Raw genomic sequence first — 21,985 nt, 5'->3', positions numbered from 1 at the left:
AAGGCGGCGGTAGAGCTGCATCAATATTCAAGTTGTACGCATGAGGTTGAAGATGTCCCAGGCTGAAAAAATCGTTATCGCCGATGCCTCGTTGCGTTGGCAGGATGTGGTTGCAGTCGCCCGTCACGGCGCACAGCTTGAGCTGTCGGCGCAGGCCTGGGCACGTATCGACAATGCCCAGGCAATCGTCCAGCGCATCGTCACCAGCGGCGAGCGTGCCTATGGTGTGAACACCGGCCTGGGCGCGCTGTGCAACGTTTCGCTCAAGGACGAACAGCTCAGCCAGCTGTCGCGCAATACTTTGCTCAGTCACGCCTGCGGCGTTGGCGCACCGTTGGCCGACGAGCAGACCCGCGCGATCATGTGTGCGGCAATCCTCAACTTCACCCAAGGCAAATCCGGTGTGCATCGCCGGGTGGTCGAAGCGCTGCTGGCGCTGCTCAATCGCGGCATCACCCCGCAAGTGCCTTCCCAGGGTTCGGTCGGCTACCTGACCCACATGGCCCACATCAGCATCGCCTTGCTGGGCGTCGGTAACGTCAGCTATCGCGGGCAAGTCGTCTCGGCGCAACAGGCGCTGGCGGAAGAAGGCCTGCAACCGGTTCAACTCGGCGCCAAGGACGGTCTGTGCCTGGTCAACGGCACGCCGTGCATGAGCGGCCTCAGCTGCCTGGCGATTGCCGACGCCACGCGCCTGCTGCAGTGGGCTGACGTGATCAGTGCCATGAGTTTCGAGGCCCAGCGTGGCCAGATCGCTGCGTTCGACGCCGAGATCATCGCGCTCAAGCCGCATCCGGGCATGCAACAGGTCGGGATCAACCTGCGGGCGCTGCTCGACGGCAGTGAAGTGATTGCCCAGAGCAAAGGCATTCGCACCCAGGATGCGTTGAGCATCCGCTCGATCCCGCAGGTGCACGGTGCAGCTCGTGATCAGCTTGACCACGCGATCAAGCAAGTCGAAACCGAACTCAACGGCTGCACGGATAACCCGTTGCTGCTGGGGACGCCGGACAACTTCCGCGTCATGTCCCAGGCCAACCCGCACGGTCAATCGGTAGCACTGGCGGCGGACCTGCTGGCCATCGCCATGGCGGAAATCGGCTCCATCGCCGAACGTCGCCTGGATCGCCTGATCAACCCGCACGTCAGCGGCCTGCCAGCATTCCTGGTGGCCAACCCGGGGGTGAACTCCGGGATGATGATCGTGCAATACGTTGCCGCTTCGCTGTGCGCGGAAAATCGCCAGCTGGCGCAACCGGCGGTGCTCGACAACTACGTCACCTCGGGCCTGCAGGAAGATCACCTGAGCATGGGTACCAACGCCGCGCTGAAGCTGCATCGCGCGCTGGAAAACTGCACGCAGATCCTCGCCATCGAGTACCTGTTGGCGGCCCAGGCGTTTGAGTTCCTGAAAGAGCAGCGCTTCGGCGCCGGTACCGATGCGGCGTGGCGCCTGCTGCGTGAGCGCGTTCCTGCCTACGATCAGGACCGTTGGCTGGCGCCAGACATTGCTGCCGCTGCCGGTGTTTTGAAAGACCCTGCGTTGCTGCAAAAAACGTTGCCGAATTTGAACTGATTTCCATACAAAACCAGCGTGCCAAGGCGCCAGCCCCCTCAAAAAGGGGGAAGCGACGGACAACGGATATTTCCGGAGCGTCTGGTAGTTAATAAAAGACTCTCAAAAGGAGAATGAAATGACTGCGCTAAACCTGATTCCCGGCCAACTGACCCTCGCCCAACTGCGTGATGTGTATCAGCAGCCGGTGAAACTGACCCTCGACAACAGCGCCTCGGCTCAGATCGAAGCCAGCGTCGCTTGCGTGGAACAGATCCTCGCCGAGAACCGCACGGCCTACGGCATCAACACCGGTTTCGGCCTGCTGGCCTCGACCCGCATTGCCAGCGAAGACCTGGAAAACCTGCAGCGCTCGCTGGTGCTGTCCCACGCCGCCGGTGTCGGCGAGCCGATCAGCGACGCATTGGTGCGCCTGGTCATGGTGCTCAAGGTCAACAGCCTGAGCCGCGGTTTCTCCGGCATTCGCCGGGTGGTGATCGACGCGCTGATCGCCCTGATCAACGCCGAGGTTTACCCGCATATCCCATTGAAAGGCTCGGTCGGTGCTTCCGGCGACCTGGCGCCATTGGCACACATGTCGCTGGTGCTGCTGGGTGAAGGCAAGGCGCGCTACAAAGGCGAGTGGATGGAAGCCACCGAAGCGCTGAAAATCGCTGGCCTGACCCCGTTGACCCTGGCCGCAAAAGAAGGCCTGGCGCTGCTCAACGGTACTCAGGTGTCCACCGCATTCGCCCTGCGCGGTCTGTTCGAAGGCGAGGACCTGTTCGCCGGAGCCCTGGCCCTCGGTGGCCTGACCGTTGAAGCCGTGTTGGGTTCGCGCTCGCCGTTCGACGCCCGCATCCATGCCGCCCGTGGCCAGAAAGGCCAGATCGACGCCGCTGCCGCTTATCGCGATTTGCTGGGTGAGCGCAGTGAAGTGTCCGACTCCCACGAGAATTGCGAAAAGGTCCAGGACCCGTACTCCCTGCGCTGCCAGCCGCAAGTCATGGGCGCCTGCCTGACCCAGTTCCGCCAGGCCGCTGAAGTGCTGGCGATCGAAGCCAACGCCGTCTCCGACAACCCGTTGGTGTTCGCCGCAGAGGGCGACGTGATTTCCGGCGGCAACTTCCACGCCGAGCCGGTGGCCATGGCCGCCGACAACATGGCGCTGGCCATCGCGGAAATCGGTTCCCTGAGCGAACGCCGCATCTCGCTGATGATGGACAAGCACATGTCGCAACTGCCGCCGTTCCTGGTGGCCAACGGCGGTGTGAACTCCGGCTTCATGATCGCCCAGGTGACTGCGGCGGCCCTGGCCAGCGAAAACAAGGCCCTGTCCCATCCGCATTCGGTGGACAGCCTGCCGACGTCCGCCAACCAGGAAGACCACGTGTCCATGGCCCCGGCCGCTGGCAAGCGTCTGTGGGAAATGGCTGAGAACACCCGTGGGATTCTGGCCGTGGAATGGCTGGCGGCAGCCCAGGGTCTGGATTTGCGCAATGGTCTGAAGACCTCGCCGAAACTGGAACAGGCACGGGCGATTCTGCGTAAGGAAGTTCCGTTTTACGAGAAGGACCGTTTCTTCGCGCCGGACATCAATGCCGCCAGTGAATTGTTGGCGAGCCGTTGCCTGACCGAACTGGTCACGGCGAAGTTGCTGCCTAGCCTGTAAGGGCCTCTTTGCGAGCAGGCTCGCTCCCACAGGAGTACGCAACTCAATGTGGGAGCGAGCCTGCACGCGAATCGATTTAGAAATTTGTGGAGACTAAGGGATGAAAACCCTCTGGCAACACTGCCACGTCGCAACCATGGCGCAAGGCGTTTACTCGGTCATCGAAGACGCGGCCATCGTGACGTCCGGTGCGCATATCGAGTGGGTCGGCCCGCGCAGTGAGCTGCCGTCCGGCGAATACCCGGCGGTCAATGATTTGAACGGGGCCTGGGTTACACCGGGCCTGATCGACTGCCACACCCACACGGTGTTCGGCGGTAATCGCAGCGGTGAGTTCGAGCAGCGCCTGCAAGGCGTCAGCTACGCAGAAATCGCCGCTGCCGGTGGTGGCATCGCCAGTACCGTGCGCGCCACCCGCGCCGCGAGTGAAGACGAGTTGTTCGCCAGCGCCGCCAAGCGCCTGAAAAGCCTGATGCGCGACGGCGTCACCAGCATCGAAATCAAGTCCGGCTACGGCCTCGACCTGGTCAACGAACGCAAGATGTTGCGAGTGGCCCGTCGCCTCGGCGCCGAACTGCCAATCAGCGTACGCAGCACCTGCCTGGCCGCTCACGCCCTGCCGCCGGAATACAAGGATCGCGCCGACGATTACATCGATCACATCTGCGCTGAAATGCTCCCGGCCCTGGCCGCCGAAGGGCTGGTGGATGCGGTCGACGCGTTCTGCGAATACCTGGCGTTTTCGCCTGCGCAGGTCGAACGCGTATTCATCACCGCGCAGCAACTCGGCTTGCCGGTGAAGCTGCACGCTGAACAGTTGTCGTCCTTGCACGGTTCCAGCCTGGCGGCGCGTTACCACGCCCTGTCCGCCGATCATCTGGAATTCATGACCGAAGAAGACGCCATCGCCATGGCCGCCTCCGGCACTGTCGCCGTGTTGCTGCCGGGCGCGTTCTACTTCCTGCGCGAAACCCAATTGCCGCCGATGGAAGCCCTGCGCAAGCACGGCGTGAAAATCGCCATCGCCAGCGACCTCAACCCCGGCACCTCGCCGGCGCTGTCACTGCGCCTGATGCTGAACATGGCCTGCACCTGTTTCCGCATGACCCCGGAAGAAGCCCTGGCCGGCGCGACGATTCATGCCGCGACAGCGCTGGGCATGGCCGACACCCACGGTTCGATCGAGGCCGGCAAGGTGGCGGATTTCGTTGCCTGGCAAATCGATCGTCCGGCCGACCTGTCTTACTGGCTGGGCGGTGACCTGGAAAAACGCGTCGTGCGTCACGGCGTTGAAACAAGCCTGTAGGAGAGCAGTTGTGGATAAGGTTCTGAACTTCAAACAAGGCCGCGTACCGCTGCTGATCAGCATGCCCCACGCCGGTGTGCGTCTGACGCCAGCGGTCGAAGCCGGATTGATCCCTGAGGCCAAGAGCCTGCCGGACACCGACTGGCACATCCCGCAGCTGTACGACTTCGCTGCCGAACTGGGCGCCAGCACCCTGGCCGCCGAGTATTCGCGGTTCGTCATTGACCTGAACCGTCCGTCCGACGACAAACCTTTGTACGTCGGTGCGACCACGGGCCTGTACCCGGCGACGCTGTTCGACGGCGTTCCGTTGTTCCGCGAAGGGCTGGAGCCTTCCAAGGAAGAGCGCGCGACCTATCTGGAACAGATCTGGACGCCATACCACAGCACCTTGCAGCAGGAACTGGCGCGCCTTAAAGCCGAGTTCGGCTACGCGCTGCTGTTCGATGCGCACTCGATCCGCTCGCTGATCCCGCACCTGTTCGACGGCAAGCTGCCGGATTTCAACCTCGGCACCTTCAACGGCGCCAGTTGCGATCCGCAGCTGGCTTCGCAACTGGAAGCGATCTGCGCAGGGCACCCGAACTACAGCCATGTGCTGAACGGACGCTTCAAGGGCGGCCATATCACCCGGCATTACGGCAATCCGGCGGAAAACATCCATGCCGTGCAACTGGAGTTGGGCCAGTGCACTTACATGGAAGAGTTCGAGCCGTTCCGTTATCGGGCGGATCTGGCGGAGCCAACGCGGGTGGTGCTCAGGGAGTTGCTGCAAGGTCTGCTGGCCTGGGGCGAAAAGCACTACAACCGCTAAAACCTGGCGCATACCCTTGTGGGAGCGAGCCTGCTCGCGAAGAGGCCTTCACATTCAGCATTGATGTTGCCTGCTGATACGCCTTCGCGAGCAGGCTCGCTCCCACAGCTATTTTGTTTGGCCACAGATTTGTGCGGGCTGACAGTCGCCTCCGTGCAAAACACGGTCGCCACAGGTCGCTTTTACCGCTCGTCTGCTGCGTAATGTTCCGGATACGGTGCACCAAGACACCGATCCGACAATAATCCGCTGCCGCACGAGAATGCCCTCCATGACAAGCATCAAAGGTCTGTTCGCCCGCTGTCTCACAATCTTCTGCGGTACTGCTCTGTTAAGCGCCAGCGTCCTGGCTGCTGACGACCCTTCCTGTAAAACCGTGCGCATGGGCGTGGTTAACTGGACCGACGTCATCGCCACCAGCGGCATGGCGGATGTGCTGCTCAATGGCCTCGGCTACGAAAGCAAGCAAACCAGCGCCGTGCAGCAAATCATCTTTGCCGGTATCCGCGACAAGCGCCTGGACATCTTCCTCGGTTACTGGAAACCGGCGATGGACAAAAACATCGCCCCGTTCCTGGCCGCCAATCAAGTGAAAGTCATGGAAAAGTCAAGCCTGGCGGACGCCCAGGCCACCCTCGCGGTCCCTGACTATGTGGCCGCTGCCGGCCTGAAAACCTTCGCCGACATCGTCAGGTTCAAGGATCAGCTCGGCGGCAAAATCTACGGCATCGAGCCGGGCAGCGGCGCCAACACCACGATCAAGACCATGATCGAAACCAATCATTTCGGCCTGAAGGATTTCAAACTGATCGAGTCCGGTGAGGCCGGCATGCTCGCCGCCGTGCAACGGGCCGTGAACCGCAAGGAGTTCGTGGTGTTCGTCGGCTGGACCCCGCACCCGATGAACATCAACATGAACATCGCCTACCTGACCGGCAGTGAAGACGTCTATGGACCGAACGAAGGCGCGGCGACCGTTTCCTCCGTGACGGCCCCCGACTACGCCGAACGTTGCCCGAACGTCTATCGCCTGCTGGAAAACCTGACCTTCACCGCCGCCCAGGAAAGTCAGTTGATGGTGCCGATCATGGAGCGCCAGACACCTCAGGATGTCGCCAGAAAATGGCTGCGCGAGCATCCGCAGGATGTGCAGCGCTGGCTGGCCGGTGTCAGCAGTTTTGATGGCAAGGACGGTGTGGCCACGGTACAGGCCAGTTTGAAAAACTGACGGCTGCCGCAAAGCCTGTGGGAGCGAGCCTTGTGGCGAGGGGATAAATCCCCTCGCCACAAGGCTCCCGCAGGTTTAGTCCACCCATATTTCCCCTGAACGGGCACCAGGCTCATGGCTTCCTACCCGCTTTCTATACAGATGCAGGCTTTCATCGAGAAAACCGTCAGCTTCAACAGCACCGACAGCAGCCTCTCGGGATTGCGCCAGGCCTACAGCGACATGTGCCGGGCTTTCACATCGCCACGTCCCGCCGAGCTATACGTGGTCGATTTCGAGTTGGCGGGAGTTCCCGTTCGCTCGTATCAGCCGCCGGTTGCGCTCGCGACCGACGGCGCGCCGTGCATCGTCTATCTGCACGGCGGTGGTTGGGTGGTGGGGGATCTGGATTCCCACGACTTTATCTGTGCTGAACTGGCCTCGACGCTTGGCGTGTTGGTGATTGCCGTTGATTACCGTCTGGCGCCGGAGCATCCATTCCCGGCGGCGTTCGATGATTGCCTGGCTGTCTGGCGGGCGTTACGCACCGGTCCGTTTCGGCTCGACCCCAAGCGCACACTGGTGGCGGGTGACAGTGCCGGCGGCAATCTGGCCGCAGCATTGTGTCTGGCGCTTCGCGATGCCGGCGAGCCTGTGCCTTGTGCACAGGTGCTGATCTATCCGGGACTCGGGGGTGATCGCCACTTGGCGTCGCGCAGCGAATGCGTTGACGCTCCGTTGCTCGGCAGCAGTGACGTGGACTGTTATCAGGCGTTGTATTTGCGTGGCACGGAAAAACCGGGCGCCTATGCGATGCCGTTGCTGGCCGCGAATTACAGTGGATTGCCGCCGGCATTGATTGCCGTGGCGCAGTTCGACCCGTTGCGCGATGACGGCGTGCAGTATGCCGAACGCCTCAACGCCGCTGGAGTGCCCGCGACGCTGTACTACGGCAATGGATTGGTTCATGGCTGTTTACGGGCGCGCAGGCAGGCTGCCGAGGTCGATGCGCTTTACGAAACGTTGATCGATTATCTGGCGGCAAAACTCTGACTCTGCAAGGGCATGCTCATTGACGTAAATCGGGTTTATGATGCCGGACGGCTGAATAATAGAAGTCCCCCCAGGGATGAACTCGACCCCTTACGGAGCGCGCAATGCAGACTTTGTACCCGCAGATCAAACCCTACGCCCGGCACGATCTGGCCGTCGACGAAACTCACACGCTGTATGTCGACGAAAGCGGTTCACCGCAAGGTTTGCCGGTGGTGTTCATTCACGGCGGCCCCGGCGCCGGGTGCGATGCGGCGAGCCGCTGCTACTTCGATCCCAATCTTTACCGCATCGTGACCTTCGACCAGCGTGGTTGCGGTCGCTCCACGCCCCACGCCAGCCTGGAAAACAACACCACCTGGGATCTGGTGGCCGACCTTGAGCGAATCCGCCAGCACCTGGGTATCGACAAGTGGGTGCTGTTCGGTGGCTCCTGGGGTTCAACCCTGGCGCTGGCTTACGCGCAAACCCATCCGGAGCGCGTGCACGGTTTGATCGTGCGCGGGATTTTTCTCTGCCGTCCGCAGGAAATCGAGTGGTTCTATCAGGCCGGTGCCAGCCGTCTGTTCCCCGACTACTGGCAGGACTACATCGCGCCGATCCCGCTGGACGAGCGCGACGACTTGCTCACGGCGTTCCACAAACGCCTGACCGGCAACGATCAAATCGCCCAGATGCATGCCGCCAAGGCCTGGTCCACGTGGGAAGGCCGGACCGCGACCCTGCGCCCGAACCCGCTGGTGGTCGATCGTTTCTCCGAGCCTCAGCGCGCGCTGTCGATCGCCCGAATCGAATGCCACTACTTCACCAACAATGCGTTCCTTGAACCTAACCAGCTGATTCGCGACATGGGCAAGATCGCCCATTTGCCCGGCGTGATCATCCATGGTCGCTATGACGTGATCTGCCCGCTGGACAATGCCTGGGAACTGCACCAGGCCTGGCCGAACAGCGAACTGCAAATCATCCGTGACGCTGGCCATGCCGCCGCCGAACCGGGGATTACCGATGCCCTGGTTCGCGCTGCCGATCGCATGGCACGGCGCCTGCTCGACCTGGCCCCCGACGAAGCATGAAGGGGCTGCTGCAGCGCGTGCGTGGCGCGCGAGTCGAGGTTGCGGGCGAGGTGGTAGGGGCGGTTGATCAGGGGTTGCTGGTGCTGGTGGCCGTTGAGCCCGATGACACTCGGGCCAGCGCCGACAAACTTCTCAATAAGCTGCTTAACTATCGGGTGTTCAGCGATGCCGAGGGCAAGATGAATCTGTCCCTGGCGGATGTGGGCGGCGGGTTACTGCTGGTCTCCCAGTTCACCCTGGCCGCAGACACCAAGAGCGGGTTGCGCCCGAGTTTCTCGACGGCGGCTCCCCCGGCCCTGGGTGAGGAGCTGTTCGACTATCTATTAAGCAAAGCGAAACAGGTGCATGGCACTGTGGCATCAGGTAGATTCGGCGCGGATATGCAGGTGCACCTGGTCAATGATGGCCCGGTAACCTTTCTGTTACAGACCTGAAAGCCCGTGAAACATCTTTTTACGGGTTTTTCGGCTGAAAACAGGCATTTTTCGCGATAAATACTTTGTTACCCCTGATGCGTTGTAACGCGGCCTACTAGATAATCGCGCGCTACGGGGATCAGCGTTCGTTGGTCCATTTTGACTTAGGTAGAGACTTGTCCTGAACCGTTTGGGGAATCATTTAGCCCCATCGGAGTCGGAACAATGCTCGCCAACTTGGCAAGAGTGGTCTGCAAGGCCGGTTTTTCGTACCGGGAACCTTACAGACCCTTCAACTGGCCGTTGGTTTTTTGATCTGTTTTCGGCGAGGGTTGCTCGTGATTGTTAGTCCCTGTAACGCACCAAAATTGTCTGCCAAACGGTTACGTAGCGCTCTGGTAGCAGGTTCGGCACTCCTGTGCCTGCTCAGCGCCGGCCAGCTTTGGGCATTCAACCTGGATGATGTATCGGCCAAGGCAAAAGAGCTGGCCGGGCAGAAGTACGAAGCGCCGCGCAGTAACCTGCCGAACGAATTTCGCGAGATGAAGTTCGCGGACTATCAGAAAATTCGTTTCCTGACGGAAAAGGCCGAGTGGGCGGATCAGAAAACCCCGTTCAAACTGTCGTTCTATCACCAGGGCATGCACTTCGATACGCCGGTGAAAATCAACGAAATCACCGCGAACACCGTCGAAGAGATCAAGTACGACCCGAGTCGTTTCGATTTCGGCGACCTCAAGTTCGACCCCAAGGCCACTGAGCAACTGGGCTACGCCGGTTTCCGCGTGCTGTACCCGGTCAACAAGGCCGACAAGCAAGACGAAATCATGACCATGCTCGGCGCGAGCTACTTCCGCGTTGTCGGCAAGGGGCACGTCTATGGTCTGTCCGCACGCGGCCTGGCGCTCGATACCGCCTTGCCGTCCGGCGAAGAATTCCCGCGCTTTCGCGAGTTCTGGATCGAACAGCCGAGACCAGGCGACAAACACCTGGTGATCTTCGCACTGCTGGATTCGCCACGGGCAACCGGCGCCTATCGTCTGACCCTGCGTCCGGGCAGCGACACCATTGTCGACGTCAAGGCGCAGATGTACCTGCGCGACAAGGTCGGCAAACTGGGCATCGCCCCGTTGACCAGCATGTTCCTGTTCGGTGCCAACCAGCCGTCGAAAGTCCTCAACTACCGTCGTGAGCTGCACGATTCCAGCGGCCTGGCGATCCATGCGGGCAATGGCGAGTGGATCTGGCGTCCGCTGAACAACCCGAAACACCTGGCCGTGAGCAACTTCTCCGTGGAGAACCCGCGCGGTTTCGGCTTGCTGCAGCGTGGCCGTGACTTCAGCCACTACGAAGACCTCGACGACCGCTACGACAAGCGTCCGAGCGCCTGGATCGAACCGAAAGGCGACTGGGGCAAGGGCACCGTCGATCTGGTCGAGATTCCGACCGCCGACGAAACCAACGACAATATCGTGGCTTTCTGGAGCCCGGAAAAGATGCCGGAGCCAGGCCAGCCGCTGGACTTCGCCTATCGCATGCACTGGACCATGGACGAAGCCGCGTTGCACGCGCCGGACAGCGCCTGGGTCAATCAGACCCTGAAATCCACGGGTGACGTCAAGCAGTCCAACCTGATTCGTCAGCCGGATGGCAGCGTTGCCTACCTGGTCGATTTCGAAGGCCCATCCCTGGCGGCATTGCCAGCGGATACCGATGTGCGCAGTCAGGTCAGCGTCGGCGACAACGCCGAACTGGTCGAGAACAGCGTGCGCTACAACCCTGAAACCAAGGGCTGGCGCCTGACCCTGCGCATGAAGATCAAGGACCCGAGCAAGTCCACCGAGATGCGTGCGGCACTGGTGCAGAACATCGTGCCTGCCGACCTGGCCAAGACGTCGATTCCAGCGTCCACTTCTTCCGTTGCCAAGGCCGACAAGGTCGCCGCCAAGCAAGCGGAAAAAGCGGACAAGGACGCGAAGGCCGCCGCCGAAGCCAACAAGGCTGAAGCCAAGCCGGTCGCAGATGCCAAGGACAAGGCGAACAACAATGACGCCAAGCAGCCAGCAGCTGCCGAAGCGGCCCCAGCCACACCGGTATCGGCACCGACTGAAGAAGTCCTGACCGAGACCTGGAGCTATCAGTTGCCTGCCGATGAGTAATTCTCAAGTACAGCCAGAGACGCTTTCCGAGTATCTGGCACATCTGCCGATGACCGACCAGCAGCGCGCGGAGCTCGCGGGCTGCAAGTCTTTCAGCGAACTGCATGAGCGTCTGTCGTCTTCGACGTTCGACGCGCCGACCGAGGCCGCCCAGGCTTCGGTGGGCAAGCGCCTGACACTCAGCACCGCCGAAGAATTGCAGGACGCCGAAATGCTGGCGCTCGACGCCAGCGGTCGGGTCTGTCTCAAGGCGACCCCACCGATTCGGCGGACCAAGGTCGTGCCGGAGCCATGGCGCACCAACATTCTGGTGCGCGGCTGGCGTCGCCTGACCGGTCGCACCAACCCGCCGAAGCCGCCGAAAGACGAGAACGTGCTGCCGGCGGCGCGCTGGCGTACGGTCGGCTCGATCCGCCGCTACATTCTGCTGGTGCTGATGCTCGGCCAGACCATCGTCGCCGGCTGGTACATGAAAGGCATCATGCCGTACCAGGGCTGGTCGTTCGTCGACCTCGAAGAGGTCCTGCATCAACCGCTGCTGCAAACCGCCACGCAAGTGCTGCCATATGCGTTGCAGACCAGCATCCTGATTCTGTTCGGGATTCTGTTCTGCTGGGTGTCGGCCGGTTTCTGGACGGCGCTGATGGGCTTCCTCGAGCTGCTCACCGGCCACGATAAATACCGCATTTCCGGTGCCAGCGCCGGTAACGAGCCGATTCCGAAAGACGCGCGCACCGCACTGGTGATGCCAATCTGCAACGAAGACGTGCCGCGGGTGTTTGCCGGTCTGCGGGCGACCTTCGAGTCGGTCGCGGCCACCGGTGACCTGGATCGTTTCGACTTCTTCGTCCTCAGCGACAGTAACGACGCCGACATCTGCGTCGCCGAGCAGCAGGCCTGGCTGGACGTCTGTCGCGAAGCCAAGGGCTTTGGCAAGATCTTCTATCGCCGCCGCCGTCGTCGCGTAAAACGCAAGAGCGGCAACCTCGACGACTTCTGCCGTCGCTGGGGCGGTGACTACAAGTACATGGTCGTCCTCGACGCCGACTCCGTAATGAGTGGCGAGTGCCTGACCAGCCTGGTGCGCCTGATGGAAGCCACACCGGACGCGGGGATCATCCAGACCGCGCCACGTGCCTCGGGCATGGACACCCTGTATGCGCGCATGCAGCAGTTCGCCACCCGTGTGTACGGTCCGCTGTTCACGGCGGGTCTGCACTTCTGGCAGTTGGGCGAATCGCACTACTGGGGCCACAACGCGATCATCCGCATGAAGCCGTTCATCGAGCACTGCGCCCTGGCGCCGCTGCCCGGTAAAGGCGCGTTCGCCGGCGCAATCCTCTCCCACGACTTCGTTGAAGCCGCGCTGATGCGCCGTGCCGGCTGGGGCGTGTGGATTGCCTACGACTTGCCGGGCAGCTATGAAGAACTGCCGCCGAACCTGCTGGACGAGCTCAAGCGTGACCGTCGCTGGTGCCACGGTAACCTGATGAACTTCCGCCTGTTCCTGGTCAAGGGCATGCACCCGGTGCACCGCGCCGTGTTCCTGACCGGCGTGATGTCCTACCTGTCGGCCCCGCTGTGGTTCTTCTTCCTCGTGCTGTCGACGGCGCTGCTGGCGGTCAACACGCTGATGGAGCCGCAATACTTCCTCGAGCCGCGCCAGCTCTATCCGTTGTGGCCACAATGGCACCCGGACAAGGCGATCGCGCTGTTCTCGACCACAATCGTGCTGCTGTTCCTGCCGAAGCTGTTGAGCATCATCCTGATCTGGGCCAAGGGCGCGAAAGAGTTCGGCGGCAAGTTCAAGGTGACGCTGTCGATGCTGCTGGAGATGCTGTTCTCCATGCTGCTGGCACCGGTGCGGATGATTTTCCACACCCGTTTCGTCCTCGCCGCGTTCCTCGGCTGGGCCGCGACCTGGAACTCGCCACAGCGTGACGACGACTCCACGCCATGGAGCGAAGCGGTCAAGCGCCACGGTCCGCAAACCTTGCTGGGCTTCTTCTGGGCCCTGCTGGTGATCTGGCTGAACCCGAGCTTCCTGTGGTGGCTGGTGCCGATCGTCGGTTCGTTGATGCTGTCGATCCCGGTGTCGGTGATTTCCAGCCGTGTCGGTCTGGGTCTCAAGTCCCGTGACGAGAGCCTGTTCCTGATCCCTGAGGAATACAATCCGCCACAGGCGTTGCTGGCAACCGACCAGTACACCCACGAAAACCGCTGGCACGCGCTGAACGACGGCTTCGTCCGTTCGGTGGTCGATCCACAGCAGAATGCCTTGGCATGCTCGCTGGCGACTTCCCGTCACCGCGAGGCCGAGCCGATCGAATGGCTGCGGATCGAGCGGGTACGGCACGCGATGAAGGTCGGACCTGAGGGGCTGACCAACAATGAGCGTGTGCAATTGCTGAGTGACCCGGTGGCATTGGCCCGCTTGCATGAGCAAGTCTGGAACGAAGGCCACCCTGAGTGGTTGGGCGCATGGCGCAAGTCGGTCAAGGCCGACCCCCATGCACCGTTGCTGCCGCTCAAGCCGCTGAGCGTACAGCCTCAGTTGGCATGATGAAAAACCCTGTAGGAGCGAGCTTGCTCGCGATGGACTCAAGAGCGCCGTGTCTAATGAGTAAACACGCGTAATCGTTAACGATCATCGCGAGCAAGCTCGCTCCTACATAGCCCCGCCAGCCAGCGGGGCTTTTTATTTGTTCCTGCCAACAAATCCCGCCTAAACCTTTGTGCAATCGAGCGAGTGCGTTAGCATCCGTCCCCGAATTGGTGCGCCCGGACAACTTTGTGTCCGTATCTATCGGTTTTCTCAGGAAAACGGTCGATTTCGCGCCGCAAATGCAATGGTTTTGGGGACTTGAAGATGAAGAAGTATCTGTCGATGCTGCTGGTCGGCGTCACGGCATTGGTTGCAGTCAGCGCGGCGCAGGCCGGTGCCATCGATGACGCGGTCAAGCGCGGCACGTTGAAAGTCGGCATGGATCCGACCTACATGCCGTTCGAAATGACCAACAAGCGTGGCGAGATCATCGGTTTCGAAGTCGACATCCTCAAGGCCATGACCAAGGCCATGGGCGTCAAGCTGGAATTGGTGTCCACCGGGTACGACGGCATCATCCCGGCCCTGTTGACCGACAAGTTCGACATGATCGGCAGCGGCATGACCCTGACCCAGGAACGCAACCTGCGCCTGAACTTCAGCGAACCCTTCATCGTGGTCGGCCAGACGCTGCTGATCCGCAAGGAGCTGGAAGGCACCATCAAGTCCTATAAAGACCTGAACACCGCCGACTACCGCATTACCTCCAAGCTCGGCACCACTGGCGAAATGGTTGCCAAAAAGCTGATTTCCAAAGCCAAGTACCACGGCTACGACAACGAGCAGGAAGCAGTGCTGGACGTGGTCAACGGCAAGGCTGACGCCTTCATCTACGACGCGCCTTACAACGTCGTTGCAGTGAACAAGGTCGGCAACGGCAAGCTGGTGTTCCTCGACAAGCCGTTCACCTACGAACCCCTGGCCTTTGGTCTGAAGAAGGGTGACTACGACAGCATCAACTTCATCAACAACTTCCTGCACCAGATCCACGAAGACGGCACCTACGATCGCATCCATGACAAGTGGTTCAAGAGCACCGAGTGGCTCAAGGACATGGAGTAAACACTCGGTCTGATAGACCGGGTTGCCCCATTCGCGAGCAGGCTCGCTCCCACATTTGATCTCGGTCCCATGTGGGAGCGAGCCTGCTCGCGAAGGCGGCCTCCTTCGCGACACAGAATTCGGAAACCTCAGAGCAAATGAAACATAAAACAGCCCAATGGCCCTGGCACGTATTGACCGTGCTGGTGCTGATCGGCCTGGCCGGCGCGCTGTACTACGCCACCTCGCTGATGTCCTACGAATGGCGTTGGAACCGCGTGCCGCAATACTTCGCCTACCACGCCGAAGAGTCCCAGCGCGCCGCCGACATCTCTACCGTCAGCGAACTGGTGCGCAAGGGCGACAAGGCTGAAGTCACCCTGCGCAACGAGACCGGTGACGAGCAACACCTGACCGTCGACGAAAACAGCCTGCAAGTCGCCCAGGGCGATGATGTGGCCGAGGGTGATGTCATCGGTGTGACCCGCCATTGGGCGGCGGGACCGTTGATGTGGGGACTTTGGACGACCTTGTGGCTGTCTGTGGTTTCAGGTGTGCTGGGTTTGTTGATCGGCCTCGCTACCGGCCTGTGCCGGCTGTCGAACAACCCGACCCTGCGTGACCTCTCGACCATCTACGTCGAGCTGGTGCGCGGTACGCCGCTGCTGGTGCAGATCTTCATTTTCTACTTCTTCATCGGCACGGTGATGAACCTGTCCCGGGAATTCGCCGGGATCGCCGCGCTGTCGCTGTTCACCGGTGCCTATGTGGCGGAAATTATCCGTTCCGGCGTGCAGTCGATCGCCCGTGGCCAGAACGAAGCCGCGCGCTCCCTGGGGTTGAGCGCAGGCCAGTCGATGCGTCACGTGGTGCTACCGCAAGCGTTCAAGCGCGTGCTGCCGCCGTTGGCCGGGCAGTTCATCAGCCTGGTGAAGGACACGTCGCTGGTGTCGGTGATCGCGATTACCGAACTGCTTAAAAGCGGTCGTGAAGTCATCACCACCTCGTTTTCGCCGTTCGAAATCCTGTTCTGCGTTGCAGGACTGTATTTGTTGATCAACCTGCCGTTGTCGAAAATCGCCGGCCGACTTGAGCGGAGGCTCGCGCAAAGTGATTGAAGTTCGCGATCTGGTAAAAGTCTTCGACACCCGCGGCCACGTGGTGCGCGCGGTGGATAACGTTTCCACCAACGTTGCCAAGGGCGAAGTGCTGGTGGTGATCGGTCCGTCCGGTTCCGGTAAATCGACCTTCTTGCGTTGCCTCAATGGCCTGGAAGCGTTCGACTCCGGCTCGGTGAGCATCGACGGGTTGCAACTGGCTGACCCGAAAACCGACGTCAACGCCTATCGCCGCGAAGTCGGCATGGTGTTCCAGCACTTCAACCTGTTCCCGCACATGACCGTGCTGGAGAACCTGTGCCTGGCGCAGAAAGTCGTGCGCAAGCGCGGCAAGAAAGAGCGCGAGGCCAAGGCGATGGCGCTGCTGGAAAAGGTCGGGATTGCGCAGAAGGCTCACGAATTTCCATCGCGCCTGTCCGGCGGCCAGCAACAGCGCGTGGCCATTGCCCGGGCGCTGGCGATGGAGCCGAAGGTCATGCTGTTCGACGAGCCGACTTCGGCACTCGACCCGGAAATGGTTGGTGAGGTGCTGGACGTGATGAAGAACCTGGCGCTGGAGGGCATGACCATGGTCTGTGTCACCCACGAAATGGGCTTTGCCCGGGAAGTGGCGGACCGGGTGCTGTTCTTCGACCACGGCAAGTTGCTGGAAGATGCTTCGCCGGCGGAGTTCTTCGATGCACCGAAGGATCCGCGGGCGCAGGCGTTTTTGCGGCAGGTTCTCTGACCTCAGCGCCTGAAGAATTGCCTTCGCGAGCAGGCTCGCTCCCACAGTTGATTGCTTACTCCTGTGGGAGCGGGCTTGCCCGCGAAGGCATCACCTCGGTCCCATGCGAACCGAGACCCTCGCATCACCTCAAACCCTGAACTTGCCCACCAGCATCTGCAAATGCGTCCCCAGCCGCGCCAGCTCAACACTGGACGCCGCTGTCTCTTCACTTGCTGCCGACGTCTGATCCGACACATCCCGCACATTAAGCACGCTACGGTTGATCTCTTCGGCCACGGCGCTTTGCTGCTCAGCCGCCGCCGCAATCTGCTGGTTCATGGCCTGGATGGCCGAGACGGTGCGGGTGATGCTTTCCAGCGAACCACCGGCGCGGCGGGTCAGCTCGACGCTGCTGTCGGTCAGGGTGCGGCTGTTGTCCATGATGGTCGCCACTTGCTGGGTGCCGTTTTGCAGGCCGACGATCAGCTCTTCGATTTCTTCGGTTGATTTCTGGGTGCGCTGGGCCAGGCTGCGGACCTCGTCGGCGACCACGGCAAATCCGCGTCCGGCTTCACCGGCGCGGGCGGCTTCGATGGCGGCGTTGAGCGCCAGCAGGTTGGTTTGCTGGGCCACGGACTTGATCACGTCGAGCACGCTGCCGATCTTGTCGCTTTCACGCTTGAGTTCGCCCATGGCTTCGGTGGAGTTACCCACTTCCTTGGCCAGGCGCTCGATCTGGGCGATGGCTTCGCCGACCACCTTGTCGCCTTCGCGGGCCTGCTGGTCGGCGGCGACGGCGGCTTCGGAGGCTTCCTCGGCATTGCGCGCGACTTCCTGCACGGTCGTCGTCATTTCGTTCATGGCGGTGGCCACCTGATCGGTCTCGACCTTCTGGCTGTTGACCCCGGCGCTGGTTTGCTCGGTGACGGCGGACAACTCTTCGGCGGCGCTGGCGATCTGGGTAACACCATCGCTGATCCCACCGATCAGTTCGCGCAAACCCTTAGTCATGCTCTGAATGGCGCGTTGCAGCTGGCCCAATTCGTCCTGACGCTTGGAAACCAGGTTGTGGGTCAGGTCGCCAGCGGCGATGCGCTCGGCCACTTTGAGAGTCTGGTTCAGGGGGACCACGATCTGCCGAGTGATGGCCCAGGCGGCAAACAGGCCAAATGCCAATGCGAGCAGGGTGGCCAGCAACAGCATGTTCTTGGCATGCGCCACGTCGGTATCGCGTACGACGGTTTGTGAGAGGGTCAGCTTCGTGCTGACGTCGAGCAGGATTTCGCCTTGGGCGGCCATGCGCTTGAGTGCGTCGGCGCTGGCGACCTGGGAGTCACGGTACTGGCTGACGGCGGCACGGTAGGCCTTGAGCGAGTCGGTGGCTTGCTGCAGGTTGGCGATGTGTTGTTCCGGCAGTTTCGACGGCAGGCTTTCGAGGTATTTCAGGGCGTTGTCGATGGCGTCCAGTGCAGGCTGCTCGGCCTCGGTCTTGCCGCTGTAGGTGTAGCCACGCACCTGGAAGCGCGCCTGCTGGATCAGTTTGCTCAGGTCGATCACGCTGTTGAACTGCGCAACACTGTCGCCTTGCAGCATCGATTTTTCGACTTCGGCCACTTTTGCCACGGCATTGTCGGCGGTGGCGCCGAGTTTACTGCGGGCGTCTTCACGGTTGGCGCCGGCCTGGGTCATGGCGGCGAACGCTTGCTTGTACTGGCTGACGGCGGCGAGTTGCTGGTCGATCATGGCCGCGTCGGCGGGTTGCTCGATCATCTGGCGAGCGGCTTGCAGGCCGGTGTCGAGCTTGCCCAGCAGTTCGTTGACGGCGGCGGGACCTTGCTCGCCGCGACGCATTTCATAGTCCAGGCGGGCGATGCGCAGGTCCTTGGTCAGGCTGTTGATATCGGAAATGAACCCCAGCTTATCGCCGCGACTCGTCACGTCACTCAGGCCGGTCCAGCCAGTGACGGTGATCAGCAGTGTCAGCAGCAACACGAGGCCGAAGCCGACGCCCAGTTTGCGATTGACGCTTACGTTCCCCAGTTTATCGGCCAGCCATTGGTACATGCTGCAACTCCCTTGGACCATTCATTGGTTTTATGGGGGGTATATCGGCAGGGGGGCGGGGTTCTGTAGGAGCTGTCCGATATACGGACTAGAGCGAATGATGACCTGTGGGAGCGGGCTTGCTCGCGAAAGCGGTGTTTCGGTCACATCAGTGTTGACTGACCCACCGCTTTCGCGAGCAAGCCCGCTCCCACAGGAATTTCGTATTGTTAGAAAAGGCGCGCCAGCAGCGCCGTAACGGCCGTTTCAACTCGCAGGATGCGCTCGCCCAGCTGCACCGGTTGCAGGCCGGACTTGCCGAGCAAATCGATTTCGTAAGGAATCCAGCCACCTTCGGGGCCGATGGCCAGGGTCACCGGTTCGCTCAGTGCGCGAGGGCAGGGCGGGTAGTTGCCGGGATGGCCAACCAGGCCAAGGGTGCCTTCGGTGATGGCAGGCAGACGGTCTTCGACGAACGGCTTGAAGCGCTTCTCGATGATGACCTCCGGCAGCACGCTGTCCCGGGCCTGTTCGAGGCCGAGGATCAACTGCTCGCGAATCGCTTCCGGCTCCAGGAACGGCGTTTGCCAGAAGCTCTTCTCGACGCGATAGCTGTTCACCAGGACGATGCGTGGCACACCCATGGCGGCCACCGTCTGAAACACCCTGCGCAGCATTTTGGGCCGTGGCAGGGCCAATACCAGGGTCAACGGCAGCTTGGCGGGCGGCGGCTGGTCGAGGGTGACGCGTAGCTCCGCTTCAGCGGTGTCCAGGCGCAACACCTCCGCCGAGCCCATCAGTCCGCCGATCCGGCCCACGCGCATGCTGTCACCGACTTCGCAGCGATGGACTTCCTGCATGTGGGTCAACCGGCGATCGCGCAGGATCACCCGGTCGGCCGCAATGAAGTCGGCCTCTTCGAGGAGCAGCAGGTTCACGCTTGGGTCGCTGGCGGCTGGTCGTTGTGATCGTCAGCCGGCTGGTCGTCCGGATGTTCACCGCGCTTGCTGATCAAGCCGCCAAACAGGATGCCGATTTCGAACAGCAGCCACATCGGTACGGCCAGCAGCGTCTGAGAAAAGATGTCCGGTGGCGTCAGGATCATGCCGACCACGAAGCAGCCGATGATCACGTAAGGGCGGATTTTCTTCAGGTATTTGACGTCGACCACACCAATCCAGACCAGCAGCACCACGGCCACCGGAATCTCGAACGCCACGCCGAAGGCGAAGAACAGTGTCATGACGAAGTCGAGGTAGCTGGTGATGTCGGTCATCATTTCCACGCCGGCCGGGGTCGCGGCGGCGAAGAACTTGAAGATCAGCGGGAATACCAGGAAGTAGGCGAACGCCATGCCGGCGTAGAACAGCACGATGCTCGATACCAGCAAGGGCACGGCGATGCGTTTTTCATGCTTGTACAGGCCCGGCGCGATGAAACCCCAGATCTGGTGCAGGATCACCGGGATCGCCAGGAACAGCGACACCATCATCGTCAGCTTCAACGGTGTCAGGAACGGCGACGAGACGTCGGTCGCGATCATCGTCGCTCCCGCGGGCAGATACTGGCGCAGCGGCGTGGAGACGAAGGTGTAGATCTGCTGGGTGAAGGCGAACAACCCGGCGAAGATGATGAACACCGCGGCTACGCAGCGCAGCAGTCGGGTACGCAACTCGGTGAGGTGCGAAACCAGCGGCATGTGCTGGTCGTTTTCTGGGAGATCGCTCATGGGGCTCGCGGCGGCAATGTTGGGTCTTGAGGGGCCGGCACGACAGGCGCAGCCGCAGGTGTAACGGGTTCAACCGGCGTCACTGCAGCAACAGGCGCCGGTGCGGCAGGTGCGGCTTCGGCGGCAGGCGCATGAATCGTCGGCGTCGCCACAGGCTCAACCGGTGTTGGCTCCTGCTGGGTCGGCGTGAAAATCTTCCGCGCCTCCTGTTCCAGCGACAGAATGTGCTCGTTGTGCAGCTGCCGACGAATCTCGTCGGCCCCGATTTCACGTTCAACTTCCTGTTTGATCGCATTGAAGCTGCGCTTCAGGCGCCCGACCCACAGGCCGGCGGTGCGAGCAGCATGCGGCAGGCGCTCGGGACCCAGCACCAGCAGGGCAACGAGGCCGACGAGCAGCAGTTCAGAGAAGCTGATACCAAACATTAGTCAGTGCTCACACGTCTTTGCGGATCGGCTCTTCGACTTTTTGCGCCTGCACGTCGATGGTGTGCGGCTGGTTCACGGACTGTGTGGCTTGTGGCTGAGCAGGCGGAACCGGGGTGGCCGTTGGATCGGCGGGTTTCTCGTCGTCGTTCATGGCCTTGCGGAAGCCCTTGATCGATTCGCCAACGTCGGTGCCGAGGTTTTTCAGTTTCTTGGTGCCGAACACCAGTACGACAACCACCAGGATGACGATCCAGTGTTTCCAGTCAAAAATGCCCATGGTGCTGCTCCTCTCTAATAGTTATTCAGGCGGACGGACGCGAGGCTTTCTCGACGTGTCCGGAGAGACCGAAACGACGGTCCAGTTCATCGAGTACAGCCTGTGGATGCTGCCCCAATTGGGCGAGCATGACCATGCTGTGGAACCACAAATCGGCGGTTTCGTAGATCACATCGCTGCAGTCGCCGCTGACGGCGGCATCCTTGGCGGCAATGATGGTTTCGACCGACTCTTCGCCGACTTTTTCCAGAATCTTGTTCAAGCCCTTGTGGTACAGGCTGGCGACATACGAGCTGTCGGCGGCGGCGCCTTTGCGCTCTTCCAGTACCTGGGCCAGACGGGTCAGTGTGTCACTCATGTGTGTGTCCTGCGGAGTAAATGGCATGCGGATCTTTCAGGACCGGATCGACGGTTTTCCAGTCGCCGTTCTCGAAAACGCGATAGAAGCAGCTTTGGCGGCCTGTATGGCAGGCGATGTCACCGATCTGCTCGACCATCAGGATGATGACGTCGGCGTCGCAATCCAGGCGCATCTCATGCAGGGTCTGCACGTGACCGGACTCTTCGCCCTTGCGCCACAACTTGCCACGGGACCGCGACCAGTAGATGGCGCGGTTCTCGGCAGCGGTCAGTTCCAGCGCTTCACGGTTCATCCAGGCCATCATCAGGACGCGCCCGGTCTTGTGATCCTGGGCAATTGCCGGCACCAGGCCATCGGCGTCCCACTTGATCTCGTCCAGCCAGTTTTTCATCTACGACTCCGAGGCGGCCCGCACT

20 protein-coding genes and 1 pseudogene are annotated in these 21,985 nt (G+C 61.4%); 13 read left to right on the top strand and 8 right to left on the bottom strand.

What is annotated here, in order from left to right; translation table 11 throughout:
• The first annotated feature begins 52 nt into the window (after positions 1-52).
• From hutH (HNQ83_RS17135) to HNQ83_RS17075, 13 genes are all read left to right on the top strand, one after another.
• On the top strand, positions 53-1,576 hold the full coding sequence (gene hutH / locus HNQ83_RS17135; RefSeq protein WP_175390017.1) for a histidine ammonia-lyase: 1,524 nt from the start codon (positions 53-55) through the stop codon (positions 1,574-1,576).
• A 118-nt stretch (positions 1,577-1,694) separates the two neighbouring features.
• A complete protein-coding gene (hutH, locus tag HNQ83_RS17130) occupies positions 1,695-3,227 on the top strand; it encodes a histidine ammonia-lyase (RefSeq protein ID WP_175390016.1) in 1,533 nt (510 codons plus the stop codon).
• Between the two features lie 100 nt (positions 3,228-3,327).
• Positions 3,328-4,533 (top strand): imidazolonepropionase, encoded by a 1,206-nt coding sequence (hutI, locus tag HNQ83_RS17125; RefSeq protein WP_175390015.1) that lies wholly within the window; start codon positions 3,328-3,330, stop codon positions 4,531-4,533.
• A 10-nt stretch (positions 4,534-4,543) separates the two neighbouring features.
• Positions 4,544-5,347, top strand: coding sequence for an N-formylglutamate deformylase (gene hutG, locus HNQ83_RS17120; RefSeq protein ID WP_175390014.1), 804 nt, complete (start codon positions 4,544-4,546; stop codon positions 5,345-5,347).
• Positions 5,348-5,627: 280 nt separating this feature from the next.
• Positions 5,628-6,575 carry a choline ABC transporter substrate-binding protein gene (gene choX, locus HNQ83_RS17115; protein ID WP_175390033.1) on the top strand — a complete coding sequence of 316 codons (948 nt, stop codon included), beginning with the start codon at positions 5,628-5,630 and terminating at the stop codon, positions 6,573-6,575.
• 114 nt (positions 6,576-6,689) lie between these two features.
• Positions 6,690-7,607 (top strand): alpha/beta hydrolase, encoded by a 918-nt coding sequence (locus tag HNQ83_RS17110; protein ID WP_175390013.1) that lies wholly within the window; start codon positions 6,690-6,692, stop codon positions 7,605-7,607.
• Between the two features lie 104 nt (positions 7,608-7,711).
• Positions 7,712-8,683, top strand: coding sequence for a prolyl aminopeptidase (gene pip, locus HNQ83_RS17105; RefSeq protein WP_175390012.1), 972 nt, complete (start codon positions 7,712-7,714; stop codon positions 8,681-8,683).
• Positions 8,680-9,117 (top strand): D-aminoacyl-tRNA deacylase, encoded by a 438-nt coding sequence (gene dtd / locus HNQ83_RS17100; protein WP_103397253.1) that lies wholly within the window; start codon positions 8,680-8,682, stop codon positions 9,115-9,117. The genes pip and dtd overlap by 4 nt, the downstream gene beginning before the upstream one ends.
• Before the next feature lie 320 nt (positions 9,118-9,437).
• On the top strand, positions 9,438-11,258 hold the full coding sequence (locus tag HNQ83_RS17095) for a glucan biosynthesis protein (protein WP_175390011.1): 1,821 nt from the start codon (positions 9,438-9,440) through the stop codon (positions 11,256-11,258).
• Positions 11,251-13,821: a glucans biosynthesis glucosyltransferase MdoH gene (mdoH, locus tag HNQ83_RS17090; protein ID WP_175390010.1), complete on the top strand. Its 2,571-nt coding sequence runs from the start codon at positions 11,251-11,253 to the stop codon at positions 13,819-13,821. The genes HNQ83_RS17095 and mdoH overlap by 8 nt, the downstream gene beginning before the upstream one ends.
• Positions 13,822-14,127: 306 nt before the next feature.
• Positions 14,128-14,925 carry a transporter substrate-binding domain-containing protein gene (locus HNQ83_RS17085; protein ID WP_175390009.1) on the top strand — a complete coding sequence of 266 codons (798 nt, stop codon included), beginning with the start codon at positions 14,128-14,130 and terminating at the stop codon, positions 14,923-14,925.
• A gap of 137 nt (positions 14,926-15,062) precedes the next feature.
• Positions 15,063-16,022 carry an amino acid ABC transporter permease gene (locus tag HNQ83_RS17080; RefSeq protein ID WP_175390008.1) on the top strand — a complete coding sequence of 320 codons (960 nt, stop codon included), beginning with the start codon at positions 15,063-15,065 and terminating at the stop codon, positions 16,020-16,022.
• The gene (locus tag HNQ83_RS17075) at positions 16,015-16,749 is read left to right on the top strand and encodes an ATP-binding cassette domain-containing protein (RefSeq protein WP_175390007.1); all 735 of its coding nucleotides are present in this window, start codon (positions 16,015-16,017) and stop codon (positions 16,747-16,749) included. Before HNQ83_RS17080 ends, HNQ83_RS17075 begins: the two co-directional genes overlap by 8 nt.
• A gap of 129 nt (positions 16,750-16,878) precedes the next feature.
• On the opposite strand, the gene HNQ83_RS31655 is transcribed toward HNQ83_RS17075, so the two are convergent.
• From HNQ83_RS31655 to hisI, 8 genes and pseudogenes are all read right to left on the bottom strand, one after another.
• Positions 16,879-17,592, bottom strand: a complete 714-nt coding sequence (locus HNQ83_RS31655; RefSeq protein ID WP_372241912.1) for a methyl-accepting chemotaxis protein — start codon at positions 17,590-17,592, stop codon at positions 16,879-16,881.
• 141 nt (positions 17,593-17,733) lie between these two features.
• Positions 17,734-18,795, bottom strand: a pseudogene (locus HNQ83_RS31650) (methyl-accepting chemotaxis protein); the annotation flags it as partial.
• Positions 18,796-19,004: 209 nt separating this feature from the next.
• Positions 19,005-19,712 (bottom strand): 16S rRNA (uracil(1498)-N(3))-methyltransferase, encoded by a 708-nt coding sequence (locus HNQ83_RS17065; RefSeq protein WP_175390005.1) that lies wholly within the window; start codon positions 19,710-19,712, stop codon positions 19,005-19,007.
• On the bottom strand, positions 19,709-20,503 hold the full coding sequence (tatC, locus tag HNQ83_RS17060) for a twin-arginine translocase subunit TatC (protein WP_178132011.1): 795 nt from the start codon (positions 20,501-20,503) through the stop codon (positions 19,709-19,711). Before tatC ends, HNQ83_RS17065 begins: the two co-directional genes overlap by 4 nt.
• On the bottom strand, positions 20,500-20,928 hold the full coding sequence (gene tatB, locus HNQ83_RS17055; RefSeq protein ID WP_175390004.1) for a Sec-independent protein translocase protein TatB: 429 nt from the start codon (positions 20,926-20,928) through the stop codon (positions 20,500-20,502). Before tatB ends, tatC begins: the two co-directional genes overlap by 4 nt.
• Positions 20,929-20,938: 10 nt before the next feature.
• Positions 20,939-21,208: a twin-arginine translocase TatA/TatE family subunit gene (locus tag HNQ83_RS17050; RefSeq protein ID WP_175390003.1), complete on the bottom strand. Its 270-nt coding sequence runs from the start codon at positions 21,206-21,208 to the stop codon at positions 20,939-20,941.
• Between the two features lie 25 nt (positions 21,209-21,233).
• Positions 21,234-21,566, bottom strand: a complete 333-nt coding sequence (locus tag HNQ83_RS17045) for a phosphoribosyl-ATP diphosphatase (protein ID WP_007952422.1) — start codon at positions 21,564-21,566, stop codon at positions 21,234-21,236.
• On the bottom strand, positions 21,559-21,960 hold the full coding sequence (gene hisI, locus HNQ83_RS17040) for a phosphoribosyl-AMP cyclohydrolase (RefSeq protein ID WP_007899278.1): 402 nt from the start codon (positions 21,958-21,960) through the stop codon (positions 21,559-21,561). The genes HNQ83_RS17045 and hisI overlap by 8 nt, the downstream gene beginning before the upstream one ends.
• Positions 21,961-21,985: the final 25 nt, after the last annotated feature.

Source organism: Pseudomonas sp. C2B4, from assembly GCF_013359695.1.
Taxonomy (GTDB): Bacteria; Pseudomonadota; Gammaproteobacteria; order Pseudomonadales; family Pseudomonadaceae; genus Aquipseudomonas.
The sequence above is the reverse complement of the archived record's forward strand: the minus strand, read 5'-3'. Positions and strand labels throughout refer to the sequence as shown.

Bases quoted from the DNA above. Each gene is read 5' to 3' on its own strand.
- hutH (WP_175390017.1), top strand. From the start codon at position 53: ATGTCCCAGGCTGAAAAAATCGTTATCGCCGATGCCTCGTTGCGTTGG.
- hutH (WP_175390016.1), top strand. From the start codon at position 1,695: ATGACTGCGCTAAACCTGATTCCCGGCCAACTGACCCTCGCCCAACTG.
- hutI (WP_175390015.1), top strand. From the start codon at position 3,328: ATGAAAACCCTCTGGCAACACTGCCACGTCGCAACCATGGCGCAAGGC.
- HNQ83_RS17110 (WP_175390013.1), top strand. From the start codon at position 6,690: ATGGCTTCCTACCCGCTTTCTATACAGATGCAGGCTTTCATCGAGAAA.
- pip (WP_175390012.1), top strand. From the start codon at position 7,712: ATGCAGACTTTGTACCCGCAGATCAAACCCTACGCCCGGCACGATCTG.
- dtd (WP_103397253.1), top strand. From the start codon at position 8,680: ATGAAGGGGCTGCTGCAGCGCGTGCGTGGCGCGCGAGTCGAGGTTGCG.
- mdoH (WP_175390010.1), top strand. From the start codon at position 11,251: ATGAGTAATTCTCAAGTACAGCCAGAGACGCTTTCCGAGTATCTGGCA.
- HNQ83_RS17085 (WP_175390009.1), top strand. From the start codon at position 14,128: ATGAAGAAGTATCTGTCGATGCTGCTGGTCGGCGTCACGGCATTGGTT.
- HNQ83_RS17080 (WP_175390008.1), top strand. From the start codon at position 15,063: ATGAAACATAAAACAGCCCAATGGCCCTGGCACGTATTGACCGTGCTG.
- HNQ83_RS31655 (WP_372241912.1), bottom strand. From the start codon at position 17,592: ATGAACGAAATGACGACGACCGTGCAGGAAGTCGCGCGCAATGCCGAG.
- tatC (WP_178132011.1), bottom strand. From the start codon at position 20,503: ATGAGCGATCTCCCAGAAAACGACCAGCACATGCCGCTGGTTTCGCAC.
- tatB (WP_175390004.1), bottom strand. From the start codon at position 20,928: ATGTTTGGTATCAGCTTCTCTGAACTGCTGCTCGTCGGCCTCGTTGCC.
- HNQ83_RS17050 (WP_175390003.1), bottom strand. From the start codon at position 21,208: ATGGGCATTTTTGACTGGAAACACTGGATCGTCATCCTGGTGGTTGTC.
- HNQ83_RS17045 (WP_007952422.1), bottom strand. From the start codon at position 21,566: ATGAGTGACACACTGACCCGTCTGGCCCAGGTACTGGAAGAGCGCAAA.
- hisI (WP_007899278.1), bottom strand. From the start codon at position 21,960: ATGAAAAACTGGCTGGACGAGATCAAGTGGGACGCCGATGGCCTGGTG.